The organism is Cloacibacterium caeni (genome assembly GCF_907163125.1).
GTDB classification, from domain to species: domain Bacteria; phylum Bacteroidota; class Bacteroidia; order Flavobacteriales; family Weeksellaceae; genus Cloacibacterium; species Cloacibacterium caeni_B.
This window is the reverse complement of sequence record NZ_OU015319.1, coordinates 1,235,016-1,254,565: the sequence shown is the minus strand read 5'-3', so window position 1 is coordinate 1,254,565 and position 19,550 is coordinate 1,235,016. Positions and strand designations below refer to the sequence as shown.

General features: G+C 32.6%; 14 protein-coding genes. 9 read left to right on the top strand and 5 right to left on the bottom strand.

Annotation, left to right across the window (positions count from 1 at the left end):
- Positions 1-10: 10 nt before the first annotated feature.
- On the bottom strand, positions 11-1,606 hold the full coding sequence (locus KKQ79_RS05775; RefSeq protein ID WP_213189322.1) for a S8/S53 family peptidase: 1,596 nt from the start codon (positions 1,604-1,606) through the stop codon (positions 11-13).
- Between the two features lie 105 nt (positions 1,607-1,711).
- Between KKQ79_RS05775 and KKQ79_RS05770 the strand changes: the two genes are divergently transcribed.
- Genes KKQ79_RS05770 through KKQ79_RS05755 form a run of 4 tightly spaced genes read left to right on the top strand, consistent with a single transcriptional unit; the run spans position 1,712 to position 5,517 of the window.
- Positions 1,712-2,836, top strand: a complete 1,125-nt coding sequence (locus KKQ79_RS05770; protein ID WP_213189321.1) for a DegT/DnrJ/EryC1/StrS family aminotransferase — start codon at positions 1,712-1,714, stop codon at positions 2,834-2,836.
- Positions 2,837-2,872: 36 nt separating this feature from the next.
- Positions 2,873-3,892 carry a UDP-glucose 4-epimerase GalE gene (galE, locus tag KKQ79_RS05765; RefSeq protein ID WP_213189320.1) on the top strand — a complete coding sequence of 340 codons (1,020 nt, stop codon included), beginning with the start codon at positions 2,873-2,875 and terminating at the stop codon, positions 3,890-3,892.
- Positions 3,893-3,898: 6 nt separating this feature from the next.
- Positions 3,899-5,047, top strand: coding sequence for a hypothetical protein (locus KKQ79_RS05760; RefSeq protein WP_213189319.1), 1,149 nt, complete (start codon positions 3,899-3,901; stop codon positions 5,045-5,047).
- A gap of 32 nt (positions 5,048-5,079) precedes the next feature.
- Positions 5,080-5,517: an adenylyltransferase/cytidyltransferase family protein gene (locus KKQ79_RS05755; protein ID WP_069798309.1), complete on the top strand. Its 438-nt coding sequence runs from the start codon at positions 5,080-5,082 to the stop codon at positions 5,515-5,517.
- Between the two features lie 36 nt (positions 5,518-5,553).
- On the opposite strand, the gene KKQ79_RS05750 is transcribed toward KKQ79_RS05755, so the two are convergent.
- The 4 genes from KKQ79_RS05750 to pnuC all read right to left on the bottom strand — a co-directional run bounded on the left by KKQ79_RS05750 (position 5,554) and on the right by pnuC (position 10,809).
- Positions 5,554-8,034 carry a TonB-dependent receptor gene (locus KKQ79_RS05750; RefSeq protein ID WP_250131197.1) on the bottom strand — a complete coding sequence of 827 codons (2,481 nt, stop codon included), beginning with the start codon at positions 8,032-8,034 and terminating at the stop codon, positions 5,554-5,556.
- A gap of 141 nt (positions 8,035-8,175) precedes the next feature.
- Entirely contained in the window at positions 8,176-9,213 is a 1,038-nt protein-coding gene (gene mltG / locus KKQ79_RS05745) for an endolytic transglycosylase MltG (RefSeq protein ID WP_213189317.1), read from the bottom strand.
- A gap of 87 nt (positions 9,214-9,300) precedes the next feature.
- Positions 9,301-10,086: a diaminopimelate epimerase gene (dapF, locus tag KKQ79_RS05740; protein ID WP_213189316.1), complete on the bottom strand. Its 786-nt coding sequence runs from the start codon at positions 10,084-10,086 to the stop codon at positions 9,301-9,303.
- Between the two features lie 60 nt (positions 10,087-10,146).
- On the bottom strand, positions 10,147-10,809 hold the full coding sequence (gene pnuC, locus KKQ79_RS05735) for a nicotinamide riboside transporter PnuC (RefSeq protein ID WP_213189315.1): 663 nt from the start codon (positions 10,807-10,809) through the stop codon (positions 10,147-10,149).
- Positions 10,810-11,017: 208 nt separating this feature from the next.
- Between pnuC and KKQ79_RS05730 the strand changes: the two genes are divergently transcribed.
- From KKQ79_RS05730 to KKQ79_RS05710, 5 genes are all read left to right on the top strand, one after another.
- The gene (locus KKQ79_RS05730) at positions 11,018-12,559 is read left to right on the top strand and encodes an APC family permease (RefSeq protein WP_250131196.1); all 1,542 of its coding nucleotides are present in this window, start codon (positions 11,018-11,020) and stop codon (positions 12,557-12,559) included.
- 53 nt (positions 12,560-12,612) lie between these two features.
- Entirely contained in the window at positions 12,613-13,632 is a 1,020-nt protein-coding gene (locus tag KKQ79_RS05725; protein WP_213189314.1) for a WD40/YVTN/BNR-like repeat-containing protein, read from the top strand.
- A gap of 84 nt (positions 13,633-13,716) precedes the next feature.
- The gene (hemN, locus tag KKQ79_RS05720) at positions 13,717-15,075 is read left to right on the top strand and encodes an oxygen-independent coproporphyrinogen III oxidase (RefSeq protein WP_213189313.1); all 1,359 of its coding nucleotides are present in this window, start codon (positions 13,717-13,719) and stop codon (positions 15,073-15,075) included.
- A gap of 216 nt (positions 15,076-15,291) precedes the next feature.
- On the top strand, positions 15,292-18,183 hold the full coding sequence (gene secD, locus KKQ79_RS05715; protein ID WP_213189312.1) for a protein translocase subunit SecD: 2,892 nt from the start codon (positions 15,292-15,294) through the stop codon (positions 18,181-18,183).
- 100 nt (positions 18,184-18,283) lie between these two features.
- On the top strand, positions 18,284-19,531 hold the full coding sequence (locus KKQ79_RS05710) for a TCR/Tet family MFS transporter (protein WP_213189311.1): 1,248 nt from the start codon (positions 18,284-18,286) through the stop codon (positions 19,529-19,531).
- Positions 19,532-19,550 lie beyond the last annotated feature (19 nt).

The window sequence follows — 19,550 nt, the reverse complement described above, 5'->3', positions numbered from 1 at the left end:
TTTGTTTTTATTATTCTTTTATGAACTTTTCTACGGTTTCAGAAGAAGAGGTTTTGATTTTTAAAAAATACAGTCCTTTTTCTAATTTCTCAATATTAATTTGATTGGTTTTTGATTCGAATAAAAATTGGCCTAAACTATTATAAACAGATATTTTTTCAATTTTTTGAGTAGAAGAAATATTGATCTCTTGTTTTGCAGGATTAGGATATACAATTGCCTTATTTTGTGAATAAAACTCATTTGTTTTTAAGAAAGATGAAAGAACTTGCCCAAAATTTAAAATTCCATAACCTAGTTGGTCAGTATAATTAGGGTATAGAGATGCAGTTTGTCTCAAACTATTTTTCAAAAATTCTCTGTTAGTAGAGTTTGGAATAGCTTGTAATAAACAAGCAATACCACCAGCAGAAAGTGGGGTAGCATAAGAAGTTCCATTTCCAGGATATGCACCATTATTATATGCAAAGTAGGTAGAAGTTGCTCTAGCAGAAGCATCGGGTTTAACTTTTCCCGCAGAATTTGGGCCAAAAGAAGTAAAAATAGAAGGATTTCCTGTACTATCTACACCTCCAATCGTAAAAACATTTTCATTATCAGCAGGTGTAGAAATATATTTCCATGTTTGGTTTCCTTCATTTCCTGCAGCAACCACTACAATTATTCCTTTTTCTGAAGCAATTTGTGCGGCTCTTGCAATAAATGAAGTAGAGCCATTCATCTGAGCGTAAGTATAATTGTAACGAGTATCATCAAAAAAATCTGCATATCCTAAAGAAGTAGAAATAATATCAACTCCTTTTCTATCGGCTTCTTCTGCGGCTTGAATCCAATATAATTCTTCTTCTGGAATTTCTTCATCGCCCACTTCCGTTGCATATAAATAAAAATTTGCATCTGGAGCTGCTCCCACAAAAGTTCCGTCAAGATAACCTCCGATTATTCCTAAGCAATTGGTTCCGTGATTGTTGAGAGAAGTGTTGTAAACATCTGTATTTTTAGAGATAAAATTATAAACATCCTTTATTTGCCCATTGTTTCTCATTCTAGCAAATGCAGAACCAGTATTTACTGTTGGAAATCCCGTATCTATGACTGCAATGGAAATTCCTGAGCCCGTAAAACCTTGTACATGAAGTGTTCTAAGATTAACTTGATCTATTTGAGCTAAAGAGTTTCCATAATTGAAACTTATTTTAGAAGATAAATTTTTAGGGAATTTTTCTTTTTTGGTGGTTTTTCCAGAAGGATTGTTTTTAACAAAACTTTCTACTTTTAATACATAAGATTCTGCTTGTAATTGTGCAATTTGAGCTGCTGTAGCAATCACGGCAACACCATTGAGCCATTTTGATTTATCATTAACGGTAAATCCCAAATTTTGTATATTCTGAATATATGCTGGTTCTATTGGTGCATCTTGAGCGGTAATAGCTATTCCAAGGTTGGTTCTTCTGTCAAGGGCTTTTTGTGATAATTCTGAAAGAGGATTGGCTAAAAAAGCAGATGCATTTGGTTTGTCTTTAAAATAAACAAATACCAATTCTGTTTGCGAAAAAACAAAACTAAAAAAGAAGAGAAAATATAAATGAATGATTTTTTTCATCGTTTAAAAATTTTCTACGAATTTAAAATATTTCGACAATATGTATTTTAAAAAATTCACTTATTTTTCCTTACAAATTCCGTATTTTTGCTAAAATTTTTAGAAATGAAAAAAATCCAAATGGTTGACTTACAAAGTCAGTATCAAAAAATAAAAAATGAAGTAGACGAAAAAGTGCTCAATGTGATGCAAAGTGCACAATTCATTAATGGTCCAGAAGTTCAGAATTTTCAAAAAGAATTAGAGCAATATCTTGGTGTAAAACATGTGATTCCTTGTGCTAATGGTACAGATGCATTGCAAATAGCTTTGATGGCGCTAGATTTACAACCAGGTGATGAGGTTATCACCGCAGATTTCACATTTGCGGCAACGGTAGAAGTGGTTCATCTTTTAAAATTAAAATCAGTTTTAGTAGATGTAGATTATGATACTTTCAATATTGACATTGAAAAATTAAAAGCTGCGATTACTCCAAAAACGAAAGCGATTATTCCTGTGCATTTGTTCGGACAATGTGCTAATATGGAAGCCGTTTTAGAAGTAGCAAAAGAGCATAATTTATTCGTAGTAGAAGACAATTGTCAAGGAATTGGTGCCGATTTCACTTTTTCTGAAGGTACAGTAAAAAAATCTGGAACTATGGGAACTATTGGTACCACAAGTTTCTTTCCATCTAAAAATTTAGGTTGTTACGGAGATGGTGGTGCTATTTTTACCAATGATGACGAATTAGCGTACAAAATGCGTGGAATTGTAAACCACGGAATGTACAAGCGTTATTATCACGATGAAGTAGGCGTAAATTCTAGATTAGACAGTGTTCAAGCTGCGGTTCTAAGAGTGAAACTTCCGCTTTTGGATTCTTATAATACTGCAAGAAGAAGTGCTGCAGATTATTATGACAAAGCTTTTGCAAATCATCCAAATATTTTAACACCGAAAAGAGCAGAAAACTCTACTCACGTTTTTCATCAATATACACTCAGAATTTTGAACGGAAAAAGAAACGAATTACAAGCGTTTTTAGCCGAAAAAGAAATTCCAGCGATGATTTATTATCCAGTTGCGTTAAGAAAACAAAAAGCCTATTACCAAGAGTCTAATGATGCAGATTTTGTTAACACAGATAAATTATTAGACCAAGTGATTTCTTTACCAATGCATACAGAATTAGAAGAGGAGCAATTGAAGTTCATTACAGATTCTGTTTTAGAGTTTATGAAATAAGTCTAATTATAATTCTGAAAACATAACAAAATAATCATGACCATACTCGTAACAGGCGGATTAGGATATATAGGTTCACACACCGTAGTAGAACTTTTGAATAACAATTTTGAAGTAGTCATCATCGATGATTTATCCAATACCGAAAAATTTATCCTTAAAAATATAGAAGAAATCTCGGGCAAAAAACCTATTTTCTATCCTTTTGATTTAAAAAGAAAGGAATTACTGAAACAAGTTTTTGATGCTCACAAAATCGAAGGTTGTATTCATTTTGCGGCATATAAAGCGGTAGGCGAATCTCAGGTAAAACCTATTGATTATTACGAAAATAATCTGTTTTCGCTCCTAAATCTTTTGCAAGAAATGAAAGAAAGAAATATTTCTAATTTCATTTTTAGTTCAAGTTGTACGGTTTACGGACAAGCTGATACAATGCCAATTGACGAAAATACACCTCTGAAATTACCAGAATCTTCCTACGGAAAGACCAAACAAATGGGCGAAGAAATTCTGAAAGATTTTGCAACAGCTCATCAGAAAAAAGTGACTTTGTTGAGGTATTTTAATCCAATTGGAGCGCATCCATCTGCGAAATTAGGAGAATTGCCTATCGGAATTCCGAATAATTTGGTTCCTTATGTGATGCAAACTGCTGCGGGAATTCGTGAGAAACTTTCGGTTTGGGGAAATGATTATCCTACTGAAGATGGAACCGCAATCAGAGATTATATTTATGTAGTAGATTTGGCAAAAGCGCATGTAAAAGCTTTGCAGAAATTAATTTCTGAAAACTCTGAAACGCTGTTAGATATTTATAACCTAGGAACAGGAAAAGGAAGTTCAGTTTTAGAAGTGGTTCATGCTTTTGAAAAAGCCAACGATGTAGCTGTTCCTTATCAAATTTGTGAAAGAAGAGCAGGAGATATTACCATCGCTTATGCAAATGCTGATAAAGCCGAAAAAGAACTCGGTTGGAAATCTGAAACTTCATTAGAAGAGGCTCTCAGAACCGTTTGGCAATGGCAGAAATATTTAGAAACCAGGGATATTTAAAAAACTATGAAACCGAGAATTTTCTTATTACTATTATTTTTTTTCTTTAAATCATTTGCTCAAGAACAAAATGAAAATGTTCTTTATGTAATTGATAATGTAAAAGTTATTAATGATCCGGAAAGAGGAAATGATATAAATGCTAATGATATAGAAGAGGTGGATATTGTTAAAAATAAGGATTCTCTTAAGAAAAATGGTTTAGAAAAATTCGATGGAGTTATTTATATTTTTACAAAAGAATTTAAAAAACGTTCCGATGAATTGAAAAAAATTCCGACTACAAGAAATATGGAAATGTTAAATGGAAATATTTGGCATTATAATAATAAAATTTATAGTGGGAAGTTTATAGATTACTATTATAGTGGAAGAATTCAAGGAGAAGGAAATTTATTGAATGGAAGGCTTGATGGTTTAAGAAAAATGTATTTTCAGAATGGAAATGTTTCTTTAGAAAGATATTATAAAAATTCTATTCCTAATGGTCTGGAACAAGAGTTTTATGAAGATGGCTCTTTAAAACAAAAAGGAGAGTTTATTAACGGAAAAGAAGAAGGAGTTTGGGAAATGTATTATCCTAACGGTAAAGTGAAGCAACGTAATATTTTTAAGAATGGAAAAATGGTAGATAAATCTATTACTTTTATGTCTAATGGAAATGAAGACAGAAATGAATTAATAATAGATGGAAAGATTTTACCAGATTCTAAATTTGCGGAATTAGATTCTCAAATGAAAAAATCTAATGAAGAATATAGAAATGGAAATGAAAAATCTGCAATTAAAATTCTTTCTAAATTAATTGATGCAAGTCCTAGTTTTAAAGATGCTTATTTTTCTAGAGGTACCATGTTGCTCAATCAAATGAAGTTTGATGAGGCTATAAAGGATTTTGATAAAGCTATTGAAATAGAACCTTATTACACTTTTGCGATTACAAATCGTGCCTTTGTAAGAATTAGAAAATATGAATTAGGAGGAAGAGAATTATTGAAAAACTCTGAGGTTACTATTATTGCTTCTAAAAAAGAAGTTATCATCCCAGAAATTGAAAAAGATAAAATCTGTTCAGATTTAAAATTAGCAGTTTTTCTTGGAGATAGAAATGCCATGAATTTTGATGCTTTAGATAAATACTGCACTAAAAAATAAAATTTTCTAATTTTTTTAAATTTAATTTGACTATGAAAACTCAAAAAATAGGAATTACTTTTTCATCATTTGATTTGCTTCATGCAGGTCATATCAAGATGCTAGAAGAAGCAAAAACGGTTTGTGATTATTTGATTGTTGGGCTGCAATTAGACCCAGCTTATGACAGACCTACTAAAAACAAACCTACTCAAACGGTTGTAGAACGATATATTCAGCTAAAGGCTGTGAATGCAGTAGATGAAATCGTTCCCTATTACACAGAGCAGGATTTAGAAGATATTTTGAGGTCTTTTGTGATTGATGTGAGAATTATTGGAGATGAATATAAAGACAAAGATTTCACTGGAAGACAATATTGCGAAGAAAAAGGAATTGAAATATATTACAATAAAAGAGACCACCGATTTTCTTCCACAGATTTAAGAAAAAGAATCTACGAAGCCGAAAAAGCGAAACTAGATAAATAAAAAAATCCGAGAAAATTTTCTCGGATTTTGTTTTTATTACATTGGAACGTCATCCATTCCGCCATTATCTCTTTGCTGGTCTTGTTTTCTTGGTTTCATTTTCTTTTCGTCAGCAAATTTATTCTTAAATCTGTAAGAGAAAGAAAGCATAACTGTTCTAGGCATAAACTGCATTTCTGCTTCTCTATAGAAATCTTCTCCATATGTTTTCATACGTCTCTTTCTTGTGTTAAAAACGTCTTGTACATTAAGGTTGATGGTTCCTTGATTGTTAAGTATATTTCTACTGATCCCAAAATTCATTGCATAAATTGCTAATCTTTCGTTTTGGAAAGTTTTTTGAGGAGCATTATAGTTTCCTTGTAATTGTAAGTTGGTTTGTTTATTTAATTTTATTGCAGTGGTAAGTCTAGTTTGGAAAGATGTTCCTGAATTTTCTGTTTTTATGTTATTAAATTCAGATTCATTTTTATAACCAAATAGATTAAAATTACCAAATACTCTTAACCATTTAGTAGCAGTAATATTATAGTTAAAATCCATACCATATCTGTCTTCTGTACCTAAGTTCGCTGGCATAGATACATAGTTTCCGTCTGTGTCTTTGGTTACCGTAAAATTGATGTCATCATTTGTTCTTTGGTAGTATAGAGTAGGATTGATGGTTAATTTATTTCCTTTAGAGTAGTTATAACCCAACTCAAATGAATTTACATACGAAGGATTAAGGTCTGCGTTTCCTTTAAAATAGTTGGTAGCATTTTGTAGTCTGTATGCAGGAATTAACTGAAAAGATCTAGGTCTATTAATTCTTCTAGCATAATTTAGTGAAAATTGGCTCTTATCTGTGATGTTATAACTTAAAAATACAGAAGGGAAAAATCCGCTATATGATTTAGTATTTTTAAGATTATTGATAGGCGTGATTGGATTTGTTCTGATATCGTAACCATTGAAAACAGTAGCAATACTGGTGTTCTCATTTCTTAGGCCTAATTGATAACCAAAATTGTCGAATTTACTTTTGAATTGAGCATAAATGGCTAATATTTTCTCGGTATAATCTGTTTTATTAGAGAATCTTTCGTCTAAATCTTGTCCAGCAGTTACATCATAAAAAAGGTTTTCAGTAATGTTGTTTCTGAAATCATATCTTGCTCCTGCTTCAAATTTAGAATCTTCTGTAATAGGAAGTTCATAATCTGCTTTTGCAATCCAAGTTTTTTGATTGTTATTATTATAATTATTCTGACTTACGCTATTGATGTAATTGTCTTCAATGTCTTCAAAATTATTATTCTTGGTTTTTTGAAAACTTCCACTTGCTGATAAAACATGTCCTTTATTGTCAAATTTATGCTCTAAACCTGCGTCTAATTGTACACTGTTATTTTCGCCTTCTCCATTAACATTTCTAGAAGAATTACCAAATTTAGTAGAACTAGTAGTAGATGTAGATTCGCTATCACTATTATTACCATTGGTCGTAATAGAGAAATTAGCAGAGGTGAAGTCTGTAAAATTATAATTCAGTCCAGTAGTGAAGTTGAAGTTCTTAAAGTTATTGGTATTTACGCTTTCTATATTAGAAATTTCTGCATTTCCCGTATCATTAGAGTAGGTTTTGCTTTTGTTTTCAAATTTTCCAAAACCACCACCACCATTCACAAACCAAGAAAATTTACCATAATTCCATGATAGATTGGTATTCAGTCTTGATTGAGGAAGATAGCCTACAGTTCCTTCTACAGAACCATTAAATCCTAATCCTTTTGATTTTTTTAATACAATATTTAAAATCCCAGCTGTACCTGAAGCTTCGTATTTAGAAGAAGGATTTGTAATCACTTCTATCTTTTCTATTTGGTCTGCTGGAATATTTTTTAGAGCATTACTGTCATCTGTAATTCCTAAAATAGATGAAGGTTTTCCGTTAATTAAAAACTTAATGTTTGAGTTTCCTCTCATAGAAACACTTCCGTCTGCATCTACATTTACAGAAGGTACATTAGCGAGTACATCTTGTAAATTCCCACCTTTGGCAGTTAAATCTTGAGTAACATCATATGTTTTTTTATCAAGTTCTACCTTGTAAACAGGTTTTGAAGCTGTAAGAGTAACGCCTTCTATATCTTTGGTTTTAGAGTTGGTAACTTGTTGCTCAGATTCTATTTTGATGTTTCCTAAATTAGGATTTTGCCCGATACTTTTTGTAACCACTAATTTTTTGAAATCTACTGCATCAATGGTGATTTCGTAGTTTCCAGGAATAAGGTTGATGGTAAAGTTTCCTTTTTCATCGGTTAAAGTAGCATCGCTAAAAAGCGCAGCATTTTCTTTTACGGTTTTATTGCTAAAAGAGATAGAAGCATAAGGAACTGCATTGTTTTGTGCATCTACAATTTTACCTGAAATTTGTTGTTTTTCTTGTGCAAAAGCCATTGCAGCAGCAGAAAGAACGAGGGTTAGTCCTAGTGTTTTTTTGGTAATTAAATTTAGAATTTCTGTTTGAATCATCTTCATTAATTTTTGTGTTGTGAAGCTAAATTTTTCGCTCCAGATTATTTTTTTAAATTTTTAATAAATAAAAAGATTTCTGTCGATTAGACGCAGAAATCTTAATTATGTTAAACTTAAAAAAGTTAAATTTTTGTTAATTTATTGAGTAATGTTTTTTGAATTGAGCCAATCTTGATAAGCTTTTGCATTCGCAGCGTGTTCTACATCATTGTCTGTAAATTTGTGATAACCCATTCTTTTTGGGTCGGCACACATAAAAATGTAATTGTTATTTTCTGCGTTTAGAACAGCGTCTACAGAATTTTTGTCGACCACGCAAATTGGTCCTGGAGGAATTCCTTTTACTGCATAAGTATTGTAAGGAGAAGGGAAGGAAAGATGCTTGTAAAGCACTCTTTTAATATCTTGAGTAAAGTTATTTTCTTTGTTAATGGCATAAATTACAGTCGGGTCAGATTGTAACTTCATTCCTTTTCTTACACGATTAAGGTATAATCCTGCTATTGTTTTTTGCTCGTCTGTTTTTCCACCAGATTCTTTGTAAACGATAGAAGCTAGTGCATAAATTTCTTCTCTAGAAAGGTTGAGTTTTCTCTCTTTCGCAAGTCTTTCTTCATTCCAGAATTCTTGATATTGATTTTCGAATTTTTCAAAAAATTCCGTAGGTTTTACCGTCCAAAAGAATTGATAAGTATCTGCAAAGAAGTATTTTTTTAAGTCTTCGGCATTGTTAAGACCTTTCGAAACTGCTATTTTATTGAATTCTTTGACAAAAGTTAAAGAATCTGCTTCCGTTTTTCTAGAAACTCTTCCTATCATTTGATAAACATCATTGAAATCTCCAATTCTGAAACTGCTTTCTGTTTGGTTTCCAGCTTTAATCATGTTTACCAAGTCTGTGTTGTCCGTTCCAGACTCAATTTTATAACGACCAGGCTTAATTTTTTGGTCAAGATTTTTCTTTAATGCTACTTCTTTGAAATTTTCTTTATTTTTAAGATAAGGAGAGATAGAATCAAGAACCTGTTCGAAATTTGCACCTGTCGGAACGAGAATATAGCCTTCTTTTGCTACGTTCCCGAGTTTATATTTTTTCAAAAAATTAAATGCAAAGTATCCGCCAATCAAAAAAACGATTAGCCCAATAACGGCGATGATAGAACAACCTTTTTTCATAAATAATTATTGCTTTTTGCCTTCAGCTTTCAGCTTTTGGCATTTATTTTTAGTTAGCTAATTGCAGAATGCTGACAGCCGATTGCATTATAAATTGATTTTTCCTTTGAAAACTTGTTTTGCGGGACCTTCTAGCCAAACGTTTTTGAATCCGTTTTCAGTTTTTTCTGCATATACTTTTAGATTTCCGCCCAGAACTTTTACGTCTACTTTTTCTACATGATTTTGAAGCATATAAACCAATGAACAAGCAGTTACACCTGTTCCACAACTGTAGGTTTCGTCTTCTACACCACGTTCATAAGTTCTTACGAAGATTTTATTTTCATCCGTTTTTTCTACAAAATTTACATTAATGCCTTCTTGAGCGTATCTTTCAGAATTTCTGATAGCATAACCATTGTTGTAAACATCAAAATTTTCTAGATTTTCTACATATTTCACAAAATGAGGAGAACCCGTATTGAGTTCAAAATCTTCATCAATGTTTTTAATATTTTCTACATCTATCATTTTCAGTTTTACCGTTCCGAAATTCATTTCAGCTTCATGTAAACCATCGATGGCAAGAAACGTACATTTATCCTCGAAAATATCTAAAAAATGAGCAAAAGCTACAATGCATCTTCCACCATTTCCACACATGGTAGATTCATTTCCGTCTGAATTGTAATACACCATTTTGAAATCTGTTTTAAAATCTCCTTCTGCTGCATTTTCTAGTAAAATAAGTCCATCACCACCAATTCCGAAACGTCTGTCACAGAGTTTTTTGATGATTTCTGTATCTTTTGGGAAACTTAGGTCACGATTGTCTATCATTACAAAATCGTTTCCTGTTCCTTGATATTTATAAAAATCTAGTGTTGTCATTAATTTTTAAAGTTGAAATAATGAATAAGTTTGCAAATATATCTTAGATTATTAGAATTTTTACATTTTTTTGATTGATTTTTTCCATTCTAAATATCCTTGATAAGCCATTACCGTAAAAACCAAATATTGCACCGAAGTTATTCCTAGACCTTTGTAGAGCATCATCGGAATGCAAATAAAATCACCGATGATCCAAAAAATCCAGTTTTCTATTTTTCTTTTTGCCATGAGCCACATTCCTACTAAAAATATAGAAGTGGTGAAGACATCTAGCCAATTTGCCCAATCGAGATGATGTAAACCTAAATTTACATTTTCGGTAGAAAAATGATTGTCAATAGCAGGTTTGTAATAATAAATAAGGGTGACTAATCCTAAACTGAAGACAAATAAAACTGTGGCAAAAATCCATTGTTTAAAGTTTGCCCACGAAACTTCTACGTGGATATTATCTTCTGAACTCGCTGACCAAAGAATCCAGCCATAAATGCTCATAATCGTATAATACACATTAATCATAGCATCTCCTAAAAGCCCAAAATTAAAGAGTATATAGACATAAAGAGCCGTAGAAATTATACCTGTAGGATAGACCCAAATATTTTTTTTGATGGAAAAATAAACACTCAGCAATCCGAAAATAGCTGCGGTTGCTTCCAGAAAAATCTGAAAATTGGTGTAGGTTTCGTAAGGTTTGAAAAAAAGTTCGTACAAATTCATTGTTTCAAAGATAAAGATTTCGTTTAGAAAATAAGCGAGGAATTAAAAATTTAAAGATTCGCAAAAAAACAAATAAAAAAATGATAATCTTTCAAAGCTATTATTTGAGGAAATCTACCATCTCTGTTAAAAAATTGAATAAAAGTTCTTAATACTTCTAAAAAATTTATATTTTCGTGAATTCTAAAATGTAAAAAATTGATTTAATATGTCGAATATTTGGATTAAAAAGCCGATGGAAGCTTATGAGGCAGACATCAAAAAGAGTCAGCTGAAGAGAGTTCTCGGAAAATGGAGTTTAACAGCCATAGGAATTGGAGCCATTATTGGTGGTGGTATTTTTGTATTGACAGGAACTGGTGCATATTATAATGCAGGTCCAGCTCTTGCACTTTCTTTCGTAATAGCGGGGATTGCTTGTGTATTTGCAGCACTGTGTTACGCAGAATTTGCATCAATTCTACCAGTAGAAGGTTCTGCTTATGCATATGCTTATGGAACAGTAGGAGAGATTTTTGCGTGGATTATTGGATGGGGATTGATACTAGAATATGCAATGGGTTCTATGACGGTGGCGGTTTCTTGGTCAGGATATTTTGGGAAATTGCTCAAAATGTTTGGCTTGCATCTTCCAGCTTGGTTAACTACCGATCCTCAAACATATTTAGCAGCAGGAAACTCAGGTTTTTCCATGAATTTACCAGCGTTTTTCATCGTTTTAATAGTAATTTCTATCCTATTGAGAGGAACTAAAGGTGCTGCTAAAGCAAATAATTTTATTGTAATGCTTAAAGTAGCTGCGATTATTTTCGTAATTGTAGCAGGAGCATTTTTCATTGACCCAGCTAACTGGACACCTTTTATTCCAGAACCAACGGTGATTACTGAAAACGGAGTTTCGCATAGTGCATATGGTTATGCCGGAATTATTGCAGGTGCTTCTGCCATTTTCTTTGCTTATGTAGGTTTTGATGCAGTTTCTACACAAGCCGGTGAAGCGATTAATCCTAAAAAAGATGTACCATTTGCTATTATTGCTTCGTTATTAATTTGTACTTTATTGTATATTTTAGTTTCATTGGTTTTAACAGGAATGATGCATTATTCAGATTTTAATCCACTAGGAAAATATCCAGATGCAATTAAAGCTCCAGTAGCTTATGCGTTTGATATTGCTGGTCAAGCTTGGGCAGGATACATCATCACGATTGCTGCAACAGTAGGTCTTATTTCTGTATTGATGGTAATGATTATGGGACAATCTAGAATTTTCTTAGGAATGTCTAAAGACGGTTTAATTCCTAAAACTTTCTCTAAAGTAAACGCAGAAACAGGTGTTCCAAGTAAAAATTTAATGATTCTAGGTGGGGTTATTTCTGTAGTTGCAGCTTTTACACCTATTAACGATTTAGCACACATGACAAGTTTCGGGACGCTTTTCGCGTTTACGATGGTTTGTGTTGCGGTTTGGGTATTGAGAGTAAAACAACCTAATCTTCAAAGAAATTTTAGAGTTCCTGCATTGCCATTAATTGCAACTTTAGGAATTTTAATTAATATTTATTTGATTATTAATTTAAGTATAGAAGCACAAACATATTCTGCAATTTGGTTGTTGTTTGGTTTTGTGATTTACTTCTTATACAGTAGAAAAAATTCTAAACTTCAAAATGGTGGTTTCGATGAAACTTTCAAAGCGGAACAAGAACCTTTAGAAGAAATAGAAATCGATATTGACAATAAAGATTAACAAATTAAATCCCACTTTTTGGTGGGATTTTTTATTTTTGTAAAAAAGTAAAAATGAAAAGAATAATATTAGCCTTTTGTTTATTGGCTCATGCTTTTATAATGGCTCAAAGTCTAGAATTCTCGGCTTTAGCAGAAAATTATAACATGAGTGTAAGAGCAATTCAGATTTGGCAAAATAAAGTTTATTACGCCGCTACAGATTCTAAATTTGGGTATATTCATTTGAAAGAACCAACGATTAGAAAGCAAATGAAATTATCAGATGCTAATCTTCAATTCAGAACTTTGGCACAGACTAAAGATTTATTTTATACCGTAAACATCGAAAGTCCGGCCACTTTTTACAAAATCACCAAAAGCAGTTTCACAGCAGAAGAAGTTTTTACCGATACCATAAAAACTGCATTTTATGACGCTTTTATGTTTGATAAAAAGGGGAGAGGATTGGCAATAAGTGACCCAAGAAAAGAAGGAAAACCTCATTTTAGAATTATTTCGAGCAAAAATTATAAAAACGAAGGCGGAATTATGCCGAAATATCAAGATGGTGAAGCTCATTTTGCAGCGAGTAATACCAATATTGCAATGAAAGGAAATACCGTTTGGATTGCAACAGGAGGAACCGTTTCTAGAATTTTTAAATTCAATTGGGATAAACCTTATTTTTGGAATGTTTACAATACGCCTTTTGTCAACGGGAAATCGTCTACAGGAATTTATTCTATAGATTTCTATGATGAGAAATTCGGGATTGCAGTAGGTGGTGATTATACCCAACAATCAGATAATGTTAACAATATCGCTACAACTTCAGACGGTGGCGAAACCTGGCAAATTCAAGCTTCTGGAAAAAATGGAGGATATAAAACGTGTGTTAAAATTCGTCCGAAATTTAAAGGTAAAGACATCATTGCAGTGGGAGACCAAAATATAGAATTTTCTAGCGATTATGGAAAAACTTGGAAAACGATTTCACAAGAAAAAAATCTTTACGTTTGCGAATGGATAGATGAAAACAGTCTCGTATTTGCCGGAAAAAATAGGATTTTAAAAGCGGTATTCACTGAGTAGTTTTAATTGCTGCAATAGATTCGTTTTATCATTTTTTTTAAAACTAATCCCTAAAAACTAAAACCTAATCCCTAATTTTGCAAAATGAATTCACTTATCGATAAATATAATATTCCGGGACCTAGATATACTTCTTATCCTACTGTTCCTTACTGGGATAATGATGGTTTTACTTCTGAACAATGGCAAAAAACTGTTATTCAATCTTTCAACGAGAGCAATGCTCAAGAAGGAATTTCTATTTATATTCACCTTCCTTTTTGTGAGCAATTGTGTACTTTTTGTGCTTGTCATAAACGCATAACTAAACAACATTCTGTGGAAACACCTTATTTAGAAAGTGTTTTAAAAGAGTGGAATCTCTATCTGAATCTTTTTGAAGAAAAACCAAAGCTTAAAGAATTGCATCTCGGTGGAGGAACTCCTACCTTTTTCTCTCCAGAAAATTTGAGAATTTTACTAGAAGGAATTTTTAGCACCGTAGAAATTGCCGAAAATCCTGAATTTTCTTTTGAAGGTCACCCAAACAATACTACAAAAGTACATTTGCAAACTTTGTATGATTTAGGTTTCAGAAGATGTAGTTTCGGAGTGCAAGATTATGATGCAAAAGTTCAAAAAGCCATCAATAGAATTCAGCCTTTCGAAAATGTGAAAAACGTTACAGAATGGGCTAGAGAAATTGGTTATAAGAGTGTTTCTCACGATTTGGTTTTTGGTTTACCGCACCAAACTTGGGACGCGATGGAATTTACCATCAGAAAAACTTTGGAATTAAAACCAGACAGGCTTGCATTTTATTCTTACGCTCACGTTCCGTGGATAAAAGGAGTTGGTCAACGTGGATTTGACGAAAATGATTTGCCAAGTGGCGAAGAAAAACGAAAACTCTACGAAAACGGCAAAAAACTGTTAGAAGAATTAGGTTATATAGAAGTAGGAATGGACCATTTTTCACTCGAAAAAGATGATTTGTACCAATCTTTAATTCATAAAAAATTACACCGAAATTTCATGGGCTATACATCGAGTAATACTCAATTGATGGTTGGTTTAGGTATGTCTGCGATTTCGGATTCTTGGTATGCTTTTGCTCAAAACGAAAAATCGGTAGAAGAATATCAAAAAAGAGTAGAAGAAGGAATTATTCCTGTGGTGAAAGGTCATATTTTAAATGAAGAAGATTTAAAATTAAGAAGACATATTCTCAATTTAATGTGTCAGTTAGAAACCACTTTTACACCAGAAAATTCTTTTGAAGAATTACCAGAAGCATTGAAAAAGCTACAAGAAATGCAAGAAGATGGTCTGGTAGAAATTTCAGGAAATACCGTGAAAATTACTGAAAAAGGAAGAGTTTTCACTAGAAATGTTGCCATGGCTTTTGACTTAAGAATGATGAGAAAAATGCCGGAAACCAGATTGTTTTCGATGACGGTTTAATCTGCAAAATCCATTAAAATATATTGAAAAGACGCAATGATTTGCGTCTTTTTTGTTTTGAAATTCATAAGATTTTTTTGAATTTGGGATTCCTTTGTCGCTTTATTACCTGAATTCTGTGAAATATCTTCAAAAATCATGTAAACAAAATTTTTATTTCAACTGATAATCATTATATTTGCCGACTATAATTTTAAATGTTGTAAACTATAAACAATGCAAGGAAAAGGACTTATTACGATTGTAGCGATTGTTCTTGGGCTTATTTGTATCAACGAGTTGTTGCCAACTTGGTATGCAAATAAAATAGAAAACGAAGCCAAAGCTATTGCTGGTGAAGACGAAGCAAAATATAATAAAGAAATTGCGCGTCTATCTAAAGATACCATCCATTTAGGATTCACTCAGCTGAACTATCCTGAAGCTAAGCAGAAAGAAATGAAGCTTGGTTTGGACTTAAAAGGTGGTATTAACGTTCTATTAGAAATTAACCAAAGAGATTTAGTAAATGATTTAACCAATTATTCTACTAATCCTATCGTTATAGAAGCGCTAGACAGAGCTGACAAAGTTCAGAAACAGTCTACAAAACCTTATATTGAAGATTTTTTCACTCAGTTTGACTTAGTTAATCAAGAGAAAAAAGCTGGTCTTAAATTGGCTAGCCCAGAAGTTTTTGGAACTCAAAAGTTAAGTGGTCAAATTAAATTCAATACTACAGATGATCAAGTAAAATCCATTATTAGAAGTAAAATTGATGCTTCTGTAGGAACTGCTTTCGAAGTAATTAGAACCAGAATTGATAAAATGGGAGCGGTACAACCAAACGTACAACGTGTTCCTGGTACTGGTAGAATTGCGGTAGAAATGCCAGGTATTAAAGATAAAGACAAAGTGAAAAAAATGCTTTCTACTTCTGCTAAATTGCAGTTCTGGGAAGTACAACAAATCAACGAAGTTGCTCCTTATCTAGAAACACTTTCTAAAATTGTTCCAGCAAAAGCAGATTCTCTTGGTGTTGCTAAAAACACTAATCTTATCAACATGCTTCAGTTGAATACATTGAGACAAGCTGGTGTAGGTAATATCAAGCTTTCTGATACTTCAGCAATAAACAAAATTCTGAATAGCGAAATTGCAATAAAACTAAGACCTGCAAACCTTAAATTTACTAAATTTATGTGGGCTTATAAGCCAGATGCTGCTGATCCAGATAATTTAGTTCTTTATGCTATCAGAGGTAATATCAATCAAAAAGCTCCAGTAGACGGTGCTGTAGAAACTGCTAGAATTAACTATGATAATCTTGGTAGAATTGTAGTAGACATGCAAATGGATACTGAAGGTACTAGAGACTGGAAAACACTTACTGAGAAAAACGTAGGAAAACCAGTTGCGGTAACTTTAGATAACATTGTTTACACAGCTCCAAATGTAAATGAACCAATTCCTTCTGGTAGATCTCAGATTTCTGGAAGTTTCACTCAAGAAGAAGCTAAAGACCTTACAGACGTATTAAGCGCAGGTAAATTACCAGCTTCTGCTAAAGTTGTTCAGGCAGATGTGGTAGGACCTTCTCTTGGTCAGGAATCTATTTCCGCAGGACTTTGGTCTTTCTTTATTGCATTCTTAATTATTGTAGCGTATATCATTTTCTACTACGGTGGCGCTGGTGTTTATGCGATTATAGCAATGATATTTAACCTATTCTACCTTTTCGGAATTATGGATTCTATCAATGCTACACTTACTCTTCCTGGTATTGCTGGTATTGTATTAACCATGGCAATTGCGGTAGACACAAACGTAATCATCTACGAAAGAACGAAAGAAGAATTATTTGCAGGTAAATCTATTAAACAAGCATATACAGACGGTTTCAAACATGCATTAAATGCAATTGTAGATGGTCACCTTACTTCGTTATTGACAGCATTAGTATTATTTATCTTTGGTACAGGACCTATTAAAGGTTTCGCAGTAACTACAGGTATTGGTCTTATCATGACTTTCTTTACTTCTGTATTGTTATCTAGAGTAATGATTTTCCATAGATTAAATAAAGGAAAAGGACTTTCTGTTTGGACTCCAATTACTAAAAATTGGTTCAGAAATGTTTGGATTGATTTCATTGGTAAAAGAAAATATTCTTACGTCGTTTCTGCTATTCTTACTGTTGCGAGTTTATTCTCCATTTTCAACTATGGTTTCAAAACTGGTGTAGACTTCAAAGGGGGTAGAAGTTATGTAGTAAGATTTGATAAAGATGTAGAGGCTACTAAAGCTCATGAATCTCTTGCTAAAGTATTCGTTTTAAATGGCGAATCTCAAGCGGTAGATGTTAAAACTTTTGGTAATGCAAACCAGTTGAAAATTACAACTGACTATAAAATTGATGATGAATCCATCGAAGCTGACCAAGATATTGAGAAAAAATTATTTGAAGGATTAAAACCTTTCCTTTCTTCTAAAACTACATTAGCAGATTTCAAAGACGCTCAAGGTTCAGAATTAGGAATTGTTTCTTCTTCTAAAGTAGGACCTACTGTAGCAGATGATATTAAGACAGGCGGTACTTATGCAGTATTAGCATCTTTATTAGGAATCTTCATTTATATCTTATTCAGATTTAACAAATGGCAGTTCTCTTTAGGTGCAGTAGCAGCATTAGCTCATGATGCCATTATCATTCTTGGGGTATTCTCATTCTTTAAAAATATCATGCCATTCAACATGGAGATTAACCAAGACTTTATCGCTGCGATTCTTACAGTACTCGGTTACTCGATAAATGATACCGTAATTGTATTCGACAGAATTAGAGAATACTTGAAAGAGAAGAAATCTCTTACTCTAGCAGGATTGTTTGATGACTCTATTTCTAGTACACTAGGTAGAACTTTCAATACATCTATTACTGTATTATTAGTAATTATGGCTATTTTCTTCTTCGGAGGAGATAACTTAAAAGGATTTATGTTCGCATTATTCTTAGGGATTTTCTTCGGAACTTATTCTTCCGTATTCATTGCATCTGCACTTGCATACGATTTCCTAAAAACAGGAAAAGAAGAAGCTCCACACGAAAGAACAACCACAGAAAAATAAATAGAAGCGCTCGAAAGAGCGCTTTTTTTATGAGATAAGTCGATATATAAAAGTTAAAAAATTTTTTGAAAATCGAAAAAGATGTATCTTCGCTTTCTGTATGAAAAATTCGAATAAAACAGCTGCAATTTGGTTTATATTTATCACCTTAATCATTGATATTACAGGGTGGGGAATTGTAATCCCAGTTGTGCCTAAATTAATAGAAGAATTGATTAATGGAGACGTAAGCGAAGCTTCTAAATATGGAGGTTGGCTTAGTTTTTTATATGCTTTCATGCAATTCCTTTTTGCGCCAGTTTTAGGTAATTTAAGTGACAATTATGGTAGAAGACCGGTTATTTTATTTTCACTTTTAGGATTTTCTATCAACTTTTTCATTCAAGCTTGGGCGCCAACCATTTTTTGGCTGTTTGTAGGTCGTATTTTTTCTGGAATTACGGGAGCAAGTATCACCACCGCTTCTGCTTATATAGCAGATATTTCAGATGATAGCAATCGTTCTAAAAACTTTGGAATGATAGGTGCGGCTTTTGGTTTAGGATTTATCATTGGTCCTGTAATTGGTGGTTTATTAGGACAATTCGGGTCTAGAGTGCCATTTTATGCCGCCGCTGTTTTATGTTTGGTGAATTTCGCTTACGGATATTTTATATTGCCAGAAAGTTTAGGAAAAGAACACAGAAGACCTTTTGAATGGAAAAGAGCCAATCCAGTAGGTTCATTATTAAAAGTAAGAACACATCCTGAAATTTTAAAACTTTTCATTGCTTGGTTTTTGGTGTATTTGGCGAGTCATGCGGTACAAACCAATTGGGCATATTTTACGATGTATAAATTTGCCTGGGACGAAAAAACAGTAGGGATTTCTCTCGGTGTGATGGGAGCTTTTACCGCTTTTGTTCAAGGATTTTTAATTAGAAAAGTTCACCCTAAATTGGGTAGCGAAAGAAGTATTTTATACGGAATTACGTTTTACTGTACAGGAATGTTGCTTTTTGCATTCGCTCAAAAAGAATGGATGATGTACGCTATTTTAGCCATTTATTGTTTAGGTGGAATTGCAGGGCCAGCTTTACAATCCGTTATTTCATCTAAAGTTTCCCCGAAAGAACAAGGGGATTTACAAGGTGCTTTAACAAGTGTCATCAGTATTACGTCTATTATTGGACCGCTTCTGATGACTCAGATTTTTTATTTTTTCACTCATCCAGATGCTAAAATTAAACTTTTAACTTTAGAATTGAAGCCTCCATTTCAGTTTTCTGGAGCGCCATTTTTCTTAGGATTTGTGTTAATGGCAGTGAGTGCTTATTTTGTTTATTACGTTTTTCACAGAAAAAAGTAAATAATTATTAATTAATAAT

Coding starts and splice junctions, on each gene's coding strand:
- KKQ79_RS05775 (WP_213189322.1), bottom strand. CDS start 1,606: ATGAAAAAAATCATTCATTTATATTTTCTCTTCTTTTTTAGTTTTGTT.
- KKQ79_RS05770 (WP_213189321.1), top strand. CDS start 1,712: ATGAAAAAAATCCAAATGGTTGACTTACAAAGTCAGTATCAAAAAATA.
- galE (WP_213189320.1), top strand. CDS start 2,873: ATGACCATACTCGTAACAGGCGGATTAGGATATATAGGTTCACACACC.
- KKQ79_RS05760 (WP_213189319.1), top strand. CDS start 3,899: ATGAAACCGAGAATTTTCTTATTACTATTATTTTTTTTCTTTAAATCA.
- KKQ79_RS05755 (WP_069798309.1), top strand. CDS start 5,080: ATGAAAACTCAAAAAATAGGAATTACTTTTTCATCATTTGATTTGCTT.
- KKQ79_RS05750 (WP_250131197.1), bottom strand. CDS start 8,034: ATGATTCAAACAGAAATTCTAAATTTAATTACCAAAAAAACACTAGGA.
- mltG (WP_213189317.1), bottom strand. CDS start 9,213: ATGAAAAAAGGTTGTTCTATCATCGCCGTTATTGGGCTAATCGTTTTT.
- dapF (WP_213189316.1), bottom strand. CDS start 10,086: ATGACAACACTAGATTTTTATAAATATCAAGGAACAGGAAACGATTTT.
- pnuC (WP_213189315.1), bottom strand. CDS start 10,809: ATGAATTTGTACGAACTTTTTTTCAAACCTTACGAAACCTACACCAAT.
- KKQ79_RS05730 (WP_250131196.1), top strand. CDS start 11,018: ATGTCGAATATTTGGATTAAAAAGCCGATGGAAGCTTATGAGGCAGAC.
- KKQ79_RS05725 (WP_213189314.1), top strand. CDS start 12,613: ATGAAAAGAATAATATTAGCCTTTTGTTTATTGGCTCATGCTTTTATA.
- hemN (WP_213189313.1), top strand. CDS start 13,717: ATGAATTCACTTATCGATAAATATAATATTCCGGGACCTAGATATACT.
- secD (WP_213189312.1), top strand. CDS start 15,292: ATGCAAGGAAAAGGACTTATTACGATTGTAGCGATTGTTCTTGGGCTT.
- KKQ79_RS05710 (WP_213189311.1), top strand. CDS start 18,284: ATGAAAAATTCGAATAAAACAGCTGCAATTTGGTTTATATTTATCACC.